Origin of the sequence: Planktothrix serta PCC 8927 (genome assembly GCF_900010725.2) — a bacterium.
GTDB classification, from domain to species: Bacteria; Cyanobacteriota; Cyanobacteriia; order Cyanobacteriales; family Microcoleaceae; genus Planktothrix; species Planktothrix serta.
On the sequence record NZ_LR734850.1, the window covers coordinates 18,443 to 36,399 of the forward strand.

Below are 17,957 nucleotides of genomic sequence, written 5' to 3' on the forward strand. Positions count from 1 at the left end.
AGTTTTTATCGAAAAATTGGCTAAAAAAATGTTTAGCACCTCCTGATTATTAATCTCTTCAGCTACAATCTTGATTGTGTCGGTAAAGCAGTGAATAAATCATCTACCTCAAGGATGAAACCCTAGAAAATCGTAATTCTACTAAAAAAAATAAAAATTTCCTCTATCTTAAGAAAGAGTTTAATCAAATATATGAATTTAATAGAAATATCACTCTGATTTTAATCTCAATCCCATTCTTTTGATTTAAGATGAGAATCATGATCTGACCATTAAACTGTTGAGATCGGATGGCGGAAAGGAGTCAGAAATCAGGAGTTAGTGATTAATAATTAATTCCCCGATTTCCTCCTCTGCTTTCGGAAGCCCCACACCCCACACCCTTATTCTTCCTATCCCCCTGAATTTGATATGAATCTTTCCTTAAAACACGCTCAAAAATTGAAAGCAGAAATCGTTGATTTTGTCTATGCTCAGGAAGGAGAATTAGCCGTTGCTTTAGAAACTTATGCGGCTCAACACTCCAGTCGAGAACGTCATGATATTAGAGATCAAAATTTGATGATTGATACGTTTATTCTGCATGGTAAAGTGGGTGAGCAAACCCCCTTAGAAATTTTTTTAGCAGAAACTCCCGATTTAACATCAGAAGATCGAGTATTATTAAGTCGTTGGCATCAAAGTTTTTTGGGCTTATTTGAAGTATTAGATTGTTTTCCCGAACAATTTAAGTTGATGAATTGGTTAACAGCAAAAGCTTATTCTGTTATTTGGGATGAAGCCGGAGGTGATTCTGAACTCAGTCGTTTAAAACCGGGTGAAATTATATTAGCTCGAATTGCACCCTTTACTGAAAATCAGTGGATGTTTTTAGGGTCGGGAATTCTTAAGGGAAAATTGGGTAAACCTAAATTAGCTGTTGCTATTGGTGAGTTTAAGAAGACTTACAAAGAATTTTTATATAGTGATGCACCCGAATTATTAGAAGAATCTTGGAATTCTGTGGCTGAATATCATCAGGAGTTTGTTAATTTTTTTGGACAAGATCGAATCAGCTTATCCGGTTATCAACTCAATAAACAACTGATTGAACTCTATGAAAACTTTAATCAAAAACGGTTAGTAGCCGCCGGAATTGATCAATCTAAATCTCTACGCGAATTGACAGAGGAAGCCGGAAGCGACGCTGAAGAGATGAAAAGGGGAGCCTTAGAATCCGGTGCAACTGAACAAGAAGTTAATAAAATTTTGGATTCTAAAACGTTAATGGTAACGCCTAAAGTTGAATTACCCGATGAGATAAAAAAGGCGGAAGAAGTAACGGTGTTTTCCCATCCCCGTTGGGGACAAATATTTTTACCCAACTATGCAGCTTTCATTGAGCTTTTAAAGATTCCTACTCCAGAAACTTATTCTAAGTTAGAAACTGGGGTACGAAAATATTTAAAAGATCCCCAATTTAATTATTATGTTTGGCAACAGTTAAAACAGGAAGTGCCTCTAGGGTTAGAAGAAGTATTAAAACAAGTTTTAAATCAACCGGATTTTTCCTTAGAACGGGATTTAGATAAAATTTTATTAGAATTTAATAAACCCTCTGAACCCGATTTACCTGAAATTGCCAGTGTTCCCCACCATTTAGATGATTTATTTAAGGATGCCTTAGCTCAAATTCAGAAATCTAAACCTAAAAGTAAAACCGCCTCTAAAAAAACTAAAGGTTTTCAATAAATCGGTCAAGTATTTTTATTTCTGTTCCCTGTTCCCTCCTAAAAAAATAGAGTAGGATAATCCTACTCTTTTGAACTTTGATCCTGTTAACTTTGAGAATACTAATGACATACCACACTAGGAAGCATACCTATTCCACTAAGCAACACTTCTGCGAGTAATTAATCCCCACAGGAAAATTAAGAGGATTGCACCTAACACAGCAAAGAAAACACCCGGAATAGTTAAAGATCCTGCTGAAGCGGCGGCGGCTCCACTACTCCCAAAGAAAAGTTGACCTAAATAACCACCCAGTAAAGCGCCTAAAATTCCTAAACCAATGGTAGCAAAAATACCACCGCCTTGATTGCCGGGATAAATGGCTTTAGCAATAGCACCTGCAATTAATCCTAAAAGTATCCAAGCAAGAATACCCATGATTTTCCTCCTGTAAGTAAGCCCTGTTTATTAAGACTTTGATTTAACACTTTAATCTTAACAATTGTCTTTTAAACAACTCATCTAGCCAAAGGAATAACTTCTATCTTTCTTCAGACGCAAGCTAAACTCTCGCAATAATTCACCCGATTGAGTAAACTAAAGATAATCAGCTTATTTCAAGGATAAATCGATGTCACAAAGTTTTTTACTCAGTCGTCTTCTTTTACGCTTTGATGCTCCCGATGATGTGCTATTAACAAATTTATCTGCGATCGCATTAACCCCTGATGGAAGTTTATGGTTAGGGTCTGATGAAGGTACAGGTATTGAGCGACTTTCTCCCATTGAACCTTATGTTTTTGGTCAGCATCAACATTTTGACTTAGGTAATTTTATTCCTTTAAAGAATCAAGAAGAAGAAATTGATATTGAAGGTTTGGATTATTATGATCATTATCTTTGGTTAGTTGGTTCCCATAGTTTGAAACGTAAAAAACCCAAGGGAAAAGAGGTGAGTTCGGATATACAGCGTTTAACAGAAATAAAGGCGGAACAGAATCGTTATCTTTTAGCTCGAATTCCGGTTAAAAATGGACAATTATTTCAGTCTTTTTCTACTCCTGAATCAGGAAATCAAGAGTTCAGAGCCGCTGTGCTTCAAACCTCTGAAGGGGGAAATCAACTGATGGAGGCGTTAAAAACAGATGAACATTTAGGTGTATTTATATCAACACCTCTGGCTTCTAAGGAAAATGGGTTAGATATTGAAGGGTTGGCGGTGCATGAAAATAAAATTTTCTTAGGATTCCGGGGGCCTGTTTTACGCGGATTTGCTATTATTTTAGAATTAGAAGTTGAAGAGAAAGAACCGGGAGTTTTAACCCTGAAAAAAATTGGAGAAAATGGCAAACAATATCGCAAACATTTTTTTGAATTAAAGGGGTTAGGAATTCGAGAGTTATGTTTACAAGGGGAAGATTTAATTATTTTAGCAGGGCCAACGATGGATTTAGATGGAATTATGAAAGTCTATCGCTGGAAAAATGCTTTAACTCAATCGAGTAATACTCTCTCTTATTTTAATTCTGATCGGTTAGAGATGTTATTCGATCTTCCGTTTTGTCTCGATAGTGATCACGCCGAAGGATTAGAACTATTTAATAGTTTAGGACAACCGGGTTTATTAGTCGTTTATGATTCACCAAATCCTAACCGAATTTTATCTCAACAGGAAGTGTTTAGCGATATTTTCCGCTTGTCTCCCTAAAATTTTTATAGCAGAGAACAGACAGGAAAAAACCCAGTTTTTATGTTTTAAACTGGGTTAATTCTTTATTTTCTGTGAGCAATTTTAGAGAGCATTGAAGAGAATCAATCTATCTTCAATGATTAATTTATTGGTTGGGGAAACCGGGCTGTGAATCTGTGGGGGACTTGGGTTGAATTAAAGGGGGTTGGGAATTGTTGTTAGAGTCCCCTTGATTCATCGGATTAGAAGAGGGATTAGAATTCATCGGACTGGTAGTTGTAGAATTATTCCGGGGTTGTTGTTGGGGATTAATTCGTTCAGATTGAGAATCAACATCAAGCTGTTGTTGATTTGTCCGATTTACAGGATAAGGATTATTCATCGGATTAGTATTAGTATTCATCCGATCCGAAGGAGAATCTAAGTTTTGTGGATTCGAGGGTTGACTATTATCAAATTGACTAATTCCTTCAGAATTTTGAGAATTTTGGCTTAAATTATTCTGAACATTGTTCGGTAATAAAACCCGATTAATGCCATGAATAACACCATTTGTTGCTTCCATATCCGGTTGAACAACACTGGCATTATTAACAATAATCCGATCAGTAGTTACCCGAACTGCAATTCCACCCGTCAAACTATCAATATTGCCATCAGCTATTTGATTAGAAGGAATTTGACCCTGAATCACATGATAGGATAAAACCTGTTTTAACATCTCTTTATTTTCAGGCTGCATCAACATTTCTAAGGTGCCTGTGGGGAGTTCTGCAAAGGCTGTATCCGTCGGTGCAAAAACAGTATAAGAACCGTCTCCGGTCAAGATATTTTCTAATCCGGCTGATCTAACGGCTTGAACAAAAGTGTTATATTGACCGTTAGAATTAGCGACAGAAAGAATATTCTGGGATGAACCCATATTCTGCTGCATTTGCGGACTATTTTGCATTCCTGAGTCTGGAGATTGCATCTGGGCTTTAGCAGGAACCTGTGCTAAAAAGCCTAAGCTGGCAACACCTAAGATTGCTATAGTATGGGTATAAAAGCGATTAAATGACATGATCTTAAACTCCGTCAAAATTTGTTACTCTCCTTACTGTATAAACGGAAGTTAAAACTGTCATCCAACGCAGGACATATTACTCTTGAAATATGCTTTTTGATGTTAAATATAGAGCCGTTTTAGGAAGAATAATCTTAGGGGTTTTTATCCCGATTAATTTTAGGGGCGATCGCATCCAGAATTACCTGCGCTGCGGGGGTAATTTCACCCTTAATTTGAGCAATTCGCTGACATTGAGCGAATACAGGAGCAGCAAAATCAGGATGGAGTTTTTCTAATAAATTCTCTAAAGGAATAGGTGTTTCTAAATAGGTGGCGATCGCTTTTACCGCCTCAGAACTTAGATGAGATTGTTCTAATTCAGGAATCAAATCAGACCCGGATTTTTCCGGATCAGAAGCTAAAATCATTTGGGCTAAAATTTGATCCATCACCTGTTGCTGTTCCTGGGCAAATTGCCAATACTCCTGACTTTTTTGTTGAAACATCTCAGCAGTAACGGGAGCCGTTGTAGAGGGATGAAGTTTGGTCTGATAAAATCGACAGGCTATATAACCTAAACCATAGAGCAAAATCGCATTAGAAGAAGCACCAATTACAGGCCCTAAACCGGGAATAATTTCTACCCATTCTAAACTCATTTGCAAGGCGATAGAACTGCCAAAGGATAAGCCAAAAATAGCTAAAACTTCCCCTCGACGAATGGGATCATTGAGGTCTAAACCATAAGCTGCCGCAATTTCATAGGTCATTTCAGCTTGTAGTCGAGTTGTGGCGACTAAATCCACTGCAAATAAAGCCACCGCCAGGGGAGGCAAAAAATTTGTAGCCAACCCAATTCCGGCAGCTTGGATGGATTTTTGCACCATTAAACGGTGAGCAATTTGGTTAGGTTTTTCTTGAGGATACTGTTGTTGAAGTTCTCGGACGGTTTGTTGTGCCTGTTCAATATTAACGCCACCGAGGAGAATTTCTAACCCCCCTTTTCCTAAACTTTTGTTGAGCGTTTTTACAATCGGATTTTTAGCGATCGCATCTACAATTGTGCCTGTAGTTGCTGTTGCATTCACTAAGTATTGTTGGGTTTGTAGAGTCGTTTTTTCAAATAATTCTGTGATCACAGCAACCAGTTCGACTAACCATTGTTCCGTTGAATTTGCTGTTGACGGGTTAGTTTTTTGGGCTGGGTTTGCTTCTGTTTCTAACTTGTGGTGTTGTTCTTGCGCCTGATGATCGTTTCCCATTGTTGAGCCTATTGAGCCTATTAACGGTGAAAATTGAATTGATTATTGACCTCTATGGGTATTGTATAATCAAAAATACCCCCCAAAAAATAATAGAGAGTCACAACCGATAAATCGATTGATTTGACTCTCCGTTTCCACCAGACTAACCAGAGGGAATAAAGGATTGCACCCAGTACGCTTACCAATATAGGGTACTGTCCTCTCATCGTGCCTCTATCTATAGATAGAGATTACCAGAAAAATCTTCAAAGAGCAAATAGTCCGTAGCATTTGGTCAACAGCAAGGCCCAAAATGTACTGTTTCCGTCAAACTTGGCTTTAAACACACGGATATCGGGCGGGTGGTCAGGATCAGTTGAGCCGGGAGCAGGTTAACGGGGAGCAGGTTAACGGGAAACCCGGAATAGAATAAAGTTATTAGCCACCGCATCCCGATTAATGATCAGTAGCAAATATTTAAGGATTTCAGATCATGGTGATCAAACAATATAAATTAAGTGGATTTTGCCAGAGAATAGGGAAGAAAAAATTTAGGAGGGTGATGAGTTTGACCTGATTAAATTCATTCTTAGGATAGATGCTTTATTCATCAATATATTTTTTGATTGTAAACAGATATGATCCCCTGCAAGGTTACGGAAGCTAGACCTGTAAGCTTATTGATTTTTTGATTAAATTTTCATTACCTTCTAGTTTTTAAGCCCAATAATTTTAATAAAAAAACCCTTTTAAAATTGACTTATGGATACTTTTCAGTTGAGTTATTCGGAGCTAATATATTTGTTAAAATTAGCCGATAATCTAAGCAATATATCACAAGTAGTTTTTGCTGTTGCTGTTGTATATTTAATCAGAAATCGAAAAAATTTACCCTTTCGAGGATCATTTTTTTTGTGGAGTACATTCCTGATCTTAAACCCAGGGGTAAATTTAATTGAAAATCAAGGAATCAGCGAGCATTTAATTCTATTTTTATTGGGGATAAAAGCCTTTATCTTAGGAATATCGACCTATGGTTTATTGTTGTTGTTTAAAATTGTTCCCATTGCCTTAAAAATCCCCGATTTTCTGGAATTACAAGATATTAATCAACAATTAAAAGATCGGCTTTTAGAACGTCAACAAGCCAAAGACAAATTACAACAAGAAAAAGATTTTCTCAGCGCTTTAGTCGATCAATTATGTGAAGGAATTGTAGTTTGTGATCGCTCAGGCAAACTGATCTTTTTTAACCAAGCCAGTCGAGAATTTCATGGACTCTCAGAAGCGGATATCAATACAGAAAATTGGGCAGAATACTATAGTTTATATCGACCCGATGGACAAACCTTAATGCCCTTGGATGAAATTCCTTTATTTCGAGCCTTACAAGGAGAAACTGTTCAGAATGTAGAAATGATAATTCATCCTGAAAATAGACAACCTCGAATTATTTTAGCCAATGGACAGGCATTTTTTAATCTCCTGGGGGAAAAATTAGGGGCTGTTGTTGCCATGTATGATATTACAGAACAAAAACAAACACAAATCGCCTTAGAACAGGCAAAATTAAAACTGGAAAAACGAGTCCAAGAACGCACGGCTGAGTTACAAAATACTATTGAGCAATTAGAATTAGCAGTCCGGGAATGTTCTCAAGTAGAAATCGCCCTCCGTCAAAGCCAAATACAGTTACAATCTATTTTAGAAAATACCCCAACGGTGATTTATGCCAAAGATAATCAAGGAAATTTTACCCTCGTTAACCGCAAATTTGAAACGGTGTTTAACTGTTGTAGTGGTCAAGTTTTAGGTCAAACTAACTTTGATCTGTTTACCCCAGAAGCGGCACAACAGTTAAATGCGATTGAAGAACAAGTTTTAGCCGAAAATAGAGCGATTAAATTAGAAGAAAAAATTATCTGTCTCCATCAATATCGTACCTTTTTATCGATTAAATTTCCGTTAGTAGGAAGCGAAGGAATTCCCGATGGATTATGCAGCATTTCTACTGATATTACCGACCGCAAACGGATTGAAGAAAAACTCAGATTATTTGAGTCTGCTGTGAGTCGGGCAAATGATGCCATTGTAATCACAGAAGCTGACCCCTTGAGTGTTCCAGAGCCTAAAATTATTTATGTAAATCAAGCCTTTACCCGTTTAACCGGATATAGTGCCGATGAAATCATGGGTCAGAGTCTATGCTATTTACAAGGGCCAGAAACCGATCAAGATCAATTGGCTCAAATTAAAGTCAGTTTAAGCAAATTTAATCCCGTCCAAGTTGAACTAATTAATTATCAAAAAGATGGGTCAAAATATTGGGTGGAAATGAGTATTTCTCCCGTGACCAATCAAGAGGGACAAATTACTCATTTTGTTTCCGTGCAACGAGATGTTACCCACAAACGTTTATATGCAAATACGTTACTTCGAGAACGAAAACAAATGCAGCAAATTATTACCGATGCGCCCTTTGCGGTTGCCATGTTAGATCAAGAATTTAGGTATATTGCCCATAGCCAAAAATGGTTAGAAGATTATCATTTATCCGAAGAATCTTTAATTGGGTTAAGCCATCTCGATATCTTTCCCAACTTAAGAGAATATTGGCTAAATATTTATCATCAAGCTTTAGCTGGAGAAGTTTTATCTTGTGCAGAAGATAATATGGACTATCCCGATGGTACCCAAGGTTATATACGTTGGGCGATTCATCCTTGGCATATTGATCCAACAGAAATAGGCGGGATTATTATTGCCACTTATCCCATTGATGAGTTAGTAAAAGGCAGAGAATCCGCCCTTGAAAGTGTTCGCCTCAAATCTCAATTTATTGCCAATATGAGCCATGAAATTCGCACCCCAATGAACGGGGTACTGGGAATGGCAGGATTATTACTTAAAACCGATCTTACCCCAAAACAATTGGATTTTGTGCGGGCAATTCGTACCAGTGCGAATCATCTGTTAACGATTATTAATGATATTTTAGATTTTTCTAAATTAGAAGCGAAGGAAATGGTTTTAGAGAAATTAGACTTTAATTTAGATGAATGTATAGAAACTATTTTAGATTTATTAGCCACTCAAGCCGAAGAAAAAGCACTAGAGTTAGCCGTTTTAATTGAACCGGATGTCTGCCGACATTTACGCGGCGATCCCAGTCGATTAAGACAAATTCTTCTGAATTTAATCGGAAATTCGATCAAATTTACAGTAGATGGAGAAGTTGTTTTACAGGTCAAAAAAATCTCTAGTTCAGGTTCAACTATTAAACTCTACTTTAGCGTTAAAGACACCGGAATTGGAATTCCCCAAGAGGGTCAGGCTAAAATATTTGAGGCGTTTTCTCAACTCGATGCTTCAACAACCCGACAATTTGGCGGCACCGGTTTAGGGTTAGTTATTTGTAAACAATTGGTGCAATTAATGGGGGGTGAAATCGGAGTTGAAAGTCAATGGGGACAAGGTTCAACCTTCTGGTTTACCGCCCAATTTGAACTTCCTAACCTTCCCCAAAAATCGGATTTACCTAAAACGCTTTCCCATTTAAAACTGTTAGTTGTAGATTCTAGTGCCACGGTGCGCCAGTCGGTGCGTTCCTTTGCGCGTTCCTGGGGAATGCAGCCGGATGAAGCCGCCCATCCTGATCAAGCCTTGGTGCGGTTACGGTCTGCGGCTCGATGTCGCCAACCCTATGATTTTGCGGTGTTTGATCAACAGTTACTCCTGAGTCGGGGTGAACGGTTTGTAGAAGTGATTAAAAATGACCCCCGATTGTTGGCGACTAAGTTAATTTTAATGACTTCCATGAATCAACTCACTCAGGCGGAAGAATTATTAGAAAATGGTTTCTCTAGCTATGTGATTAAACCGTTACGAGCGTCTCGATTATTTGATGCTTTATTAACAGCGATCGCCACTGAAATTTCTAGTCTATTAGAGAAAGATCGATCTCTATCTTTACCCGAAAATTCATCTTTATCCACAACCCCCCAATTTAACCTCAAAATTTTATTAGTTGAAGATCATCCGATTAACCAACAAGTGATTTTGAATCAGTTAAGTTTGTTAGGTTGTGAAGCGGATATTGCAGAAAATGGCGAACAGGCTTTAAAACGCTTAGAATCGACTGATTATGATGTCGTATTTATGGATTGCCAAATGCCAATTTTAGATGGGTATGCCACAACTCAAGAACTCCGGCGTCGGGAACGTGAAACACCCAACTCCCATAGGATTGTGATTGCTTTAACGGCCCATGCCTTACCCGTTGATCGCCAGAAGTGTTTAGCGGTGGGCATGGATGACTATATTAGCAAACCCGTTGAACAGGAGGAATTAGAAGCCGTATTGCGCCATTGGACAACTCAACAAAGGGGATTGACGGAGGGGGCGAAATCCCAATCTCCTCAATCTGCTGTTGATTTGATTTCATCCTCTGAGGATCAACAGTTAAGTGCAGAGGAAAATACCAGTCAGGGTCAAAATCTAATGCCTTTTGATTTAAAACGATTACAGACAATTTCACGCGGTAAAATTGAGTTTCAACGGAAACTTTTAAAACTATTTGTTGACAATGCCCAAACGGATTTAATCAGGATTCGAGAAGCGATCCAAACAGAAGATTATGAGACGTTGGTGACTTGCGCCCATCGTTTAAAAGGTTCGAGTGGTAATGTGGGAATGCGACATTTTCCAGGTTTTGCTTTCCATTTAGAAGAAAAAGCCCGTCAACAAACTCTAGAAGGTTGTCAGGAATTAGTTGATGTTATGGAAGAACAATTAACTGAGGCGATCGCCTTTATTAATACCGATTTATCTCCAACTTCCTAACGGTTGAAAATCCAAGATTGCCTTTAAAAAGATTGAGGTTTGCCTTTCTTCCTAACCTGAATCGATTGAAACCCTCTATCCCATTTTTACTTCTAATTTATGGCACAGATTTTGGTCGCAGATGATGATATTACTACACAATTAATTCTGCAACACGCCCTGGAAGAGCAAGGACATGAAGTGTATACGGCTGAGGATGGAGAAATCGCCCTGAGTTTGGCACAGAAACACCATCCTAATTTGGTGATTTGTGATTGGATGATGCCCAAAGTTGATGGTTTAGAAGTGTGCAAAACCATTAAAGCTGATCCCCATCTAGCTTCGGCTTTTTTTATTTTATTGACCGCGAAAGAACAGAGTACGGATCGAATTAAAGGGTTAGATTCGGGAGCCGATGATTTTATTTCTAAACCGATTGAAATTGAGGAAATTTTAGCGAGAGTTCGGTCGGGATTAAGAATTCATAATTTGAATCAACAGATTTTACAAACCAATCAACAACTAATTCACGCCTTATCTAATTTAAAACAGGCTCAAGTTCAATTAGTTCAACATGAAAAAATGTTAACTTTAGTGCAGTTTGTAGCGGGAATTGCTCATGAAATTAATAATCCAGTAACGTTTATTCGCGGGAATATTGATTATGTTTTAGAATATACTCAAAATTTGTTAGAGGTGGTGCATTTATATCAACATATTTATCCTCAGTCTCAACCCGAAATTCAGGCTAAATTGCAAGAGCTTGAGGTTGAGTATATTATTCAGGATCTGCCTCAAGTTCTCAAATCAATGCAGCAGGGAACAGAACGAATTAGTAATATTATTCAATCTTTAAAGAATTTTTCTCGCTTGGATGAATCGGAGAAAAAATTAGCCGATATTCATCAAGGAATTGATAATACATTATTAATGTTGCAAAGTCGGATTAATCAAAATCCAGATCATCCGATTCAAGTGATTAAATTGTATGGGGAAATTTCGCCGATTATTTGTTATCCTAGCCACTTAAATCAAGTGTTTATAAGTTTGTTAAATAATGCCATTGATGCGATCGCCGAACACCAAAAAAAATCTCCTCTGCTAGAGCCTAAAATTTGGATTAAAACTGAAACCTGTATTTCATCTAATCCCCATCAAAGCTTAAACCCGTCGGTTAGAATTATGATTCAAGATAATGGTATCGGAATTCCTAAAGAGATCGGTCGTAAAATTTTTGAACCCTTTTTTACGACAAAACCTGTGGGTTCAGGAACGGGATTAGGTCTAAGTATTGCTTATCAAATTGTTGTGGAAAAACACGGGGGAACCTTCAGATTTCATTCAGAATTAGGCAAAGGAACGGAGTTTATTATTGAAATTCCTGCCCTTGAATGTTGAAATTTGACTCCATTCCTACCCCAGATTTCCTACTCCGCATAAAATTCGGGTTTTAAATCCCGTTCCATTAAAGCTTCTACTGCCTTTTGGGGAGTAATTTGCTGATTTAAAAGTTGATAAACTTGTCCAGAAATCGGCACAGGAATCCGTTCTCGATGGGCAATTTCAATTAAAACATTGGTGGTATTAACTCCTTCGGCGGTGCTTCCTAATTCTGTTAATACTTGTTCTAAGGTTTTACCTTCTGCTAATCCATAACCGACCCGATAATTCCGGCTTAAGGAACTGTTACAGGTGGTTAACATATCTCCTAAACCCGATAACCCAAAAAAGGTTTCTGTTTGTCCTCCTAAATGGGTTCCAATTCTAATAATTTCGGTTAACGCACGGGTAAGTAAGGCCGATTTAGCATTTGTTCCTAAGTGTAATCCATCACAAACTCCAGCCGCGATCGCAATCACATTTTTTAAGGTTCCTCCTAATTCTGTTCCCATCGGATCAGAACTGGTATAGACTCGAAATCGATTAGAAGCAAACACCCGTTGTACTATTTTTGCCGCCTCTAAATTTTCACTGGCTACCACCGTAGCGGCGGGTAAACCTTGTTGAATTTCGGCGGATAAATTCGGCCCCGATAAGACCACAATCGGATGTTGAGGAAACAATGTTCCCCAGAGTTGAGATGGGGTGCGGGTGCTATCAGGATCTAAGCCTTTTGTTGCTGTGACAATCGGAATTTGATCGGGTAATTTTAGGGTTTGAAGCTGTTGGGCTGTTGTGGCTACTCCTCTCATGGAAATGGCAGAGATTAAGACATCAACTGAATTAACAGTTTCTTCTAAGGAATTTCCTAAATGCCGTGACCACAAGCGAACAGTATGACCATTATAACAAGCTAATTGAGCTAAGGCTGAACCCCAAGCTCCTGCACCTAAAATTGCTAAGGTTAAGGGTTGATCAGACAGAGGAGGGTGAGACATGAGGGTGAAATCTTGGGTCATAAAAGGAATAAAAGTTTAGAAGGTTTTACCATAATATTGAAGTCCGTCCAAAATTCCAGAGACTCCGGGTAAATCACTGTAATAAACATTCTTTAAGGTTTGAATTTTTTCGACTAATTTTAATTCTGAGTTCCCCACAGCAATACTATTAAGTCCGGTTTCAAATAAGGGTAAATCGTTTAAGGAATCCCCCGATGTAATCACTTGTTGGGGAGACAAATTTAAGAAGTCAATTAGTTTGAGCAACGTTGAACCTTTAGCCACACCTTTGGGTAAAATATCTAAATATTTATCCGCCGAAGTAATACACTGAAATCCCGCATCTTGAATTTTTTGGATAATTCTTTGCTGGTTTTGATCGGGTTGATAATAATAGGAAACACGATATTCTGGGGATAAAGGTTGTAAGGTTAATCCCGGTTCATCGACTAAGAGTTGTTGAGCGAATTCGCTAGAATTTCCCCAAATGTTGGCAATCCAATTTTGGACTTCTGCCACAGGTTTTAAGGTTTTTCCCTCATAAACGGTTGTTCCTACATCTCCAATGATATAATCCGGTCGCGGAATTCTGAAGTTTTTGTCGTCATATAAACGCAGGGTGAATTCTAAACTTCGACCCGTGACAAAAATTAGTAATAAGCGATCTCGATGGCTCTCCAAATAGTCATAAAATTCTTGTCGTTCCTGTGGAGAACCTCCTAAAAATGTCCCGTCTAAATCCGTTGCTAAAACTAAAGTGTTATTCTTAATCATGGTTTTGTTTGGAGTTCCTTTTAGCTTACCTATTTCATCATGATAAAACAAGGAGACCGTAGTAAGCCCTTTAGGGCTAAGAGTCCTGAAGGACTCACTACTGTAGTAAGCTAAGAGTCCTGAAGGACTCACTACTGTAGTAAGCCCTTTAGGGCTATCTGGGCTATCTGAATCAGCGACGTCAACACCTCAGTACATTAATTAATTATGGATATTCGTTTTTTAGTTAAGGGTTTAATCATTGGTTTTTCCATTGCGGCTCCTGTGGGGCCGATTGGGATTTTATGTATTCGCCGTTCCTTATCTGAGGGATATTGGGTGGGATTTTTTACGGGATTAGGGGCGGCAAGTGCTGATGCTTTATATGGGTTTATTGCTGGATTTGGATTAACTTTAATTTCTAATTTTTTAGTGAGTCAACAAATGGGATTAAAGTTAATTGGAGGATTATTTTTGTGTTATTTAGGCTTAAAAACAGCCTTGGCAAAACCCGCAGAATCAGCGGCAACTCCATCAGGAAAAGTTGTGAGTGCCTATGCGTCAACTTTTTTTCTAACGGTTACTAATCCCATGACTATTTTATCTTTTGTTGCTATTTTTGCAGGATTAGGGTTAGGGAGTACGAATAATTATTGGGATGCGGGAATCCTGGTTTTAGGGGTGTTTTTAGGGTCAGCATTCTGGTGGCTGATCTTAGTCAGTGGAGTCAGTTTATTTCGGGATAAAATTAGTGCTGATACCCTACAATGGATTAACCGTATTTCAGGAATTCTGATCCTGGGATTTGGTTTGGCTGCATTATTCAGCCTGACAACAAAGGGTTAAATTCTATTTTTGCAATTCTTATCCCTGTTCCCTCTTTTAACAACTAATTTAACAGAATAAATACCAAAAATCCAAAAATATTAGAATTAGAAACCATAAAAATTATTCAACATTCAACTCTAAACCAGGTAAGAATTTTTTTAAGTTTTGTAAAGATTTATCTTGCCAAGCCACTTCTTTAGAGCCTAAAATGATTAATTTAATATGTGTTTTTTTTCGTAATCCCATGACAAATTTTGACAGTAAACTAATTCCAGAGCTATTAAGAAAAGATAAACTTCTTAAATCCAGCGTCATGATTTCGGGTTCCGTTGCGGTGACTTTTTCTAGTAAGCTTTTAATCGGTTCATATTCAACAGGCCCCCCTAAACTTAGTTCACCTTGGAAACAAATTGTGACCGATTCAGGATCATATTGAACGATATGGTCTTCACCTTTAATTTCTTGTATTGCCATTTTTTGTACCTCTATACCAATTGTGAAAATAACTCAATTCTACACGGTCACTTGAGCCATTGTTGTAACTAAAATAATTTTTGGTTGCTCTGATATATATTCAAATTTCCAGCCGAGTTTGGCTTGATAATCATTGATCATCGTCAGTAAGCCTAAACCCGAAGAATTATTACTTTCATCTTCTGCACTCTGTTCAACCTGATGAATATATAACTCATTCGGATCTTCCGTTAATAATTTTTGAATGAAGAATTGAAACTTTTCAGATCCTTCTGAGGTAATTGAATTTGTGGCAAAAATAGCAGCCGTTACCGTTTGGGGATTTTCGATGAAGTGAATGCCAAATCTAATCTTAGACTTCACCCTTTCATTATTGAATTTCATGGCATTTTCTAACAATTCATTCGCGACATAACTAACGCCACCTTTCCCCTGTTTAATCCGTTTTTCTCGGCTAGGGTTATCGGCATCTAAGGGTAAAAATGTTGAAAAATAATCAGCTACAAAATGAGCCGATAACAGATTATTGCGCCAGCGTTGTTTAATGGGCCGAGATGTGGGAGTGAACGTCAATTCTAAGGAATCATGATCGGGAGGGAATTGGTGTAAAAACTCTCCAAAAATTTGCACCATAATAACTTTATCGGGGTAAAAACAAATGGGTTATCAAATAAGAGCCTTTAGATTTTAGTCAAATTCTGCCCTATAAAAACAGAATTTACCTAATTTTAACCCAACAGTACAAAATAATCAAATGATTGAGCACAGATGCCGTTTGCTCTATACTTCCCTTTGAACTCACTCCTCCTAGCGTTGTTTTAAAATTAATAGGGTAATATCATCAAACTGTTTTTGCTCTCCCATAAATGTCCTAACATCTAAAATCACAGCTTTCTTAATATCCTCAGCCGGATGTTGCCAATTTTTACTCACAACTTTACACAGTCTTTCTAAACCATATTGGGCTTTTTGAATATTTTTAGCTTCGGTAATCCCATCCGTATAAAGAACAATAATATCTCCAATATTTAACTCAATTAACGTTTGACTAATAAATTCAGAAATATCTTCATCTAAACCAATGGGTAATCCCAAATCCATTGTATTAATTCGTTCAACTTTTCCTCCTTGACGAACAATTAAGATTTCCTCATGCTGACCACTGATGCTGAGATGACCCTTTTTATAATTTAAAATCGCTAAGGTCAGATTTTTATCCGAATTCATTCGTTGAACATTCCGATAAATAGCCCGGTTCAAAACATTTAAAAATCGAACCGGATCACGTTCTTGAATTTCCTTGAGAACTCGAACAGCAGCCTGGGTCATCACCATTAAAATTCCACTTTCTAGTCCATGACCTGTGACATCTCCAATTCCGATTGTCACAACTTCATTCATATATAAAACATCATAATAATCTCCTCCGACTTCATAGGCAGGTTCCATATAAACCGCAATTTCTAACCCTTCAATTAAAGCTAATTCTTCCGCTTTGGGTAGGATGAGTTGCTGCATTCTTTTGAGTAATTCTAATTCACTGCTCATCCGACGATTATCAATTTTTAATCGTTGATTTAAAGCTAAAATTTGAGCATGAGCCGCCGCTAATTCGGCTGTCCTTTCCATGACTTTTTGTTCTAATGTCTCAAAGGAATCCTGAAGTTGATTCGCCATTTTATTAAAAGAGTCAGCTAGTTCGGTTAGTTCAATAATTTGTTTAATTTTAACCGTTTGATTCAAATCCCCTCTTGTGATTTTTTGAGAAGCCCGATTTAATCTAAGAATAGGCTCAGTAATCCAACGCGCAATTAAAATTCCCATCCCCGTTGCGATCGCTAATGCTACTAAACATAACAGAATAGTTTTTTGGGTATTCGCATTAATTTCTTGCATAAAATCTGATTCGGGAATGGCAACCACAATCAACCAATTTAAGCCGTATTGATCTTGCCAAGGACTCACCCGGACAAAAATATTTTCCCCATCCCATTTAAAATTTAAAGCTTGTTCTTTGCGAATTTCACTTAGGTCATTAAACCGTTTTAACAGATATTGACTTGAGGCTTGAATTAACGGATCACGACTTTGAAAAGCACTCAGACGTTGGGATTCTCCATTGACTTCTAAATAGGGTTTTTCATCACTTGAACTTGCCACAATCAACCCATTTCGTTCCAAAATAAAAATTTTACTAGAAGGGCTAACTTTTAACTGTTTGAGAAAATAACTAATTTGGGTTAAAATTAAATCAATTCCCATGACTCCTACTAATTGTTTCTGTTGATTATAAACAGGATAACTAGAGGCAATGGAAATCACTTCAGGGCGATCATCCCATTGATAAATTTGACTCCAAATCGGTTGACCGGCTGTGACGGCGTTACTATACCATTCATCTTGTTGAAAAGGATATTCTTCCGTGGCAATAACTGTTGTCGGATTACCGTGATTATCTAAAGCATAACGTTGATAACGACCTTGATCTGTTGCTTTCATTAATTCTAAATACAGTGTGCCATCATCTTCTCGACCCACTCCTAAAAACACCCCATCAACAGTACCCCAGTTAAAATAACTGAGATTGGGATAGACTTTCATTTGCTTCCAAAAATGACGCCGAATATTATCTAAATCCTGCGAATTTAGCAGTCCTAATTCCATCAGATTCAGATTCACTTCATTGACCTGAATTGGCACTTCTAAATAATGATCTAACTGTTGGCTAATGCGATCGCTGACCTCATTCTGAAGTTTTTGGGCTAAATCATTCACCGCCTGTTGTCCATTTTCAAACGATAGCCACCCCACTAAGGCAACAGCCATAAAAATTTGCAAGACAAACGGAAAAATCAAAAGATTTCTGAGAGAAATCTTTCTAAAAAAGGAATTAACTGACTGCTGGAGAAATCGATTTGACATAGGCTTTACCCGCTTCGAGAACTCCTCAATAATACGTTGTTGTGCTTGAGCACCCGATTAAGAATACTCAAGCGCAACAACAATTCATC

General features: G+C 37.7%; 13 protein-coding genes. 5 read left to right on the plus strand and 8 right to left on the minus strand.

Annotation, left to right across the window (positions count from 1 at the left end):
• The first annotated feature begins 411 nt into the window (after positions 1–411).
• Positions 412–1,731 carry a hypothetical protein gene (locus tag PL8927_RS06950; RefSeq protein ID WP_083618978.1) on the plus strand — a complete coding sequence of 440 codons (1,320 nt, stop codon included), beginning with the start codon at positions 412–414 and terminating at the stop codon, positions 1,729–1,731.
• 138 nt (positions 1,732–1,869) lie between these two features.
• Here the strand turns inward: PL8927_RS06950 and PL8927_RS06955 are convergent, their stop codons facing one another.
• On the minus strand, positions 1,870–2,148 hold the full coding sequence (locus PL8927_RS06955; protein ID WP_083618980.1) for a GlsB/YeaQ/YmgE family stress response membrane protein: 279 nt from the start codon (positions 2,146–2,148) through the stop codon (positions 1,870–1,872).
• A 193-nt stretch (positions 2,149–2,341) separates the two neighbouring features.
• Here PL8927_RS06955 and PL8927_RS06960 point away from each other — a divergent pair, with 193 nt between their 5' ends.
• Positions 2,342–3,418, plus strand: a complete 1,077-nt coding sequence (locus tag PL8927_RS06960) for a DUF3616 domain-containing protein (protein WP_083618982.1) — start codon at positions 2,342–2,344, stop codon at positions 3,416–3,418.
• Positions 3,419–3,545: 127 nt separating this feature from the next.
• Here PL8927_RS06960 and PL8927_RS06965 read toward each other — a convergent pair whose 3' ends face one another.
• Entirely contained in the window at positions 3,546–4,463 is a 918-nt protein-coding gene (locus PL8927_RS06965; protein ID WP_083618984.1) for a fasciclin domain-containing protein, read from the minus strand.
• Positions 4,464–4,600: 137 nt separating this feature from the next.
• Positions 4,601–5,710 (minus strand): EcsC family protein, encoded by a 1,110-nt coding sequence (locus PL8927_RS06970; protein ID WP_083618986.1) that lies wholly within the window; start codon positions 5,708–5,710, stop codon positions 4,601–4,603.
• Between the two features lie 894 nt (positions 5,711–6,604).
• On the opposite strand from PL8927_RS06970, the gene PL8927_RS06975 reads away from it, so the two are divergent.
• Together PL8927_RS06975 and PL8927_RS06980 are read left to right on the plus strand one after the other, a co-directional pair.
• Positions 6,605–10,534 carry a PAS domain S-box protein gene (locus PL8927_RS06975; protein ID WP_197047340.1) on the plus strand — a complete coding sequence of 1,310 codons (3,930 nt, stop codon included), beginning with the start codon at positions 6,605–6,607 and terminating at the stop codon, positions 10,532–10,534.
• A 99-nt stretch (positions 10,535–10,633) separates the two neighbouring features.
• The gene (locus PL8927_RS06980; RefSeq protein WP_083618990.1) at positions 10,634–11,911 is read left to right on the plus strand and encodes a response regulator; all 1,278 of its coding nucleotides are present in this window, start codon (positions 10,634–10,636) and stop codon (positions 11,909–11,911) included.
• Positions 11,912–11,940: 29 nt separating this feature from the next.
• Here PL8927_RS06980 and PL8927_RS06985 read toward each other — a convergent pair whose 3' ends face one another.
• Together PL8927_RS06985 and PL8927_RS06990 are read right to left on the minus strand one after the other, a co-directional pair.
• On the minus strand, positions 11,941–12,891 hold the full coding sequence (locus PL8927_RS06985) for an NAD(P)H-dependent glycerol-3-phosphate dehydrogenase (protein WP_083619085.1): 951 nt from the start codon (positions 12,889–12,891) through the stop codon (positions 11,941–11,943).
• A 36-nt stretch (positions 12,892–12,927) separates the two neighbouring features.
• The gene (locus PL8927_RS06990) at positions 12,928–13,665 is read right to left on the minus strand and encodes an HAD-IIB family hydrolase (protein ID WP_083618993.1); all 738 of its coding nucleotides are present in this window, start codon (positions 13,663–13,665) and stop codon (positions 12,928–12,930) included.
• A gap of 207 nt (positions 13,666–13,872) precedes the next feature.
• On the opposite strand from PL8927_RS06990, the gene PL8927_RS06995 reads away from it, so the two are divergent.
• Positions 13,873–14,490: a LysE family translocator gene (locus PL8927_RS06995; RefSeq protein ID WP_083618995.1), complete on the plus strand. Its 618-nt coding sequence runs from the start codon at positions 13,873–13,875 to the stop codon at positions 14,488–14,490.
• Positions 14,491–14,592: 102 nt separating this feature from the next.
• Here PL8927_RS06995 and PL8927_RS07000 read toward each other — a convergent pair whose 3' ends face one another.
• From PL8927_RS07000 to PL8927_RS07010, 3 genes are all read right to left on the minus strand, one after another.
• Positions 14,593–14,946: a slr1659 superfamily regulator gene (locus PL8927_RS07000; protein ID WP_083618997.1), complete on the minus strand. Its 354-nt coding sequence runs from the start codon at positions 14,944–14,946 to the stop codon at positions 14,593–14,595.
• Between the two features lie 39 nt (positions 14,947–14,985).
• Positions 14,986–15,579 (minus strand): DUF6272 family protein, encoded by a 594-nt coding sequence (locus PL8927_RS07005; protein ID WP_083618999.1) that lies wholly within the window; start codon positions 15,577–15,579, stop codon positions 14,986–14,988.
• Between the two features lie 174 nt (positions 15,580–15,753).
• Positions 15,754–17,868, minus strand: a complete 2,115-nt coding sequence (locus tag PL8927_RS07010) for a SpoIIE family protein phosphatase (RefSeq protein ID WP_083619001.1) — start codon at positions 17,866–17,868, stop codon at positions 15,754–15,756.
• Positions 17,869–17,957: the final 89 nt, after the last annotated feature.

Excerpts from the sequence above, each read along its gene's own strand:
- PL8927_RS06950 (WP_083618978.1), top strand. The coding sequence starts at position 412 with ATGAATCTTTCCTTAAAACACGCTCAAAAATTGAAAGCAGAAATCGTT.
- PL8927_RS06955 (WP_083618980.1), bottom strand. The coding sequence starts at position 2,148 with ATGGGTATTCTTGCTTGGATACTTTTAGGATTAATTGCAGGTGCTATT.
- PL8927_RS06960 (WP_083618982.1), top strand. The coding sequence starts at position 2,342 with ATGTCACAAAGTTTTTTACTCAGTCGTCTTCTTTTACGCTTTGATGCT.
- PL8927_RS06965 (WP_083618984.1), bottom strand. The coding sequence starts at position 4,463 with ATGTCATTTAATCGCTTTTATACCCATACTATAGCAATCTTAGGTGTT.
- PL8927_RS06970 (WP_083618986.1), bottom strand. The coding sequence starts at position 5,710 with ATGGGAAACGATCATCAGGCGCAAGAACAACACCACAAGTTAGAAACA.
- PL8927_RS06980 (WP_083618990.1), top strand. The coding sequence starts at position 10,634 with ATGGCACAGATTTTGGTCGCAGATGATGATATTACTACACAATTAATT.
- PL8927_RS06985 (WP_083619085.1), bottom strand. The coding sequence starts at position 12,891 with ATGTCTCACCCTCCTCTGTCTGATCAACCCTTAACCTTAGCAATTTTA.
- PL8927_RS06990 (WP_083618993.1), bottom strand. The coding sequence starts at position 13,665 with ATGATTAAGAATAACACTTTAGTTTTAGCAACGGATTTAGACGGGACA.
- PL8927_RS06995 (WP_083618995.1), top strand. The coding sequence starts at position 13,873 with ATGGATATTCGTTTTTTAGTTAAGGGTTTAATCATTGGTTTTTCCATT.
- PL8927_RS07000 (WP_083618997.1), bottom strand. The coding sequence starts at position 14,946 with ATGGCAATACAAGAAATTAAAGGTGAAGACCATATCGTTCAATATGAT.
- PL8927_RS07005 (WP_083618999.1), bottom strand. The coding sequence starts at position 15,579 with ATGGTGCAAATTTTTGGAGAGTTTTTACACCAATTCCCTCCCGATCAT.
- PL8927_RS07010 (WP_083619001.1), bottom strand. The coding sequence starts at position 17,868 with ATGTCAAATCGATTTCTCCAGCAGTCAGTTAATTCCTTTTTTAGAAAG.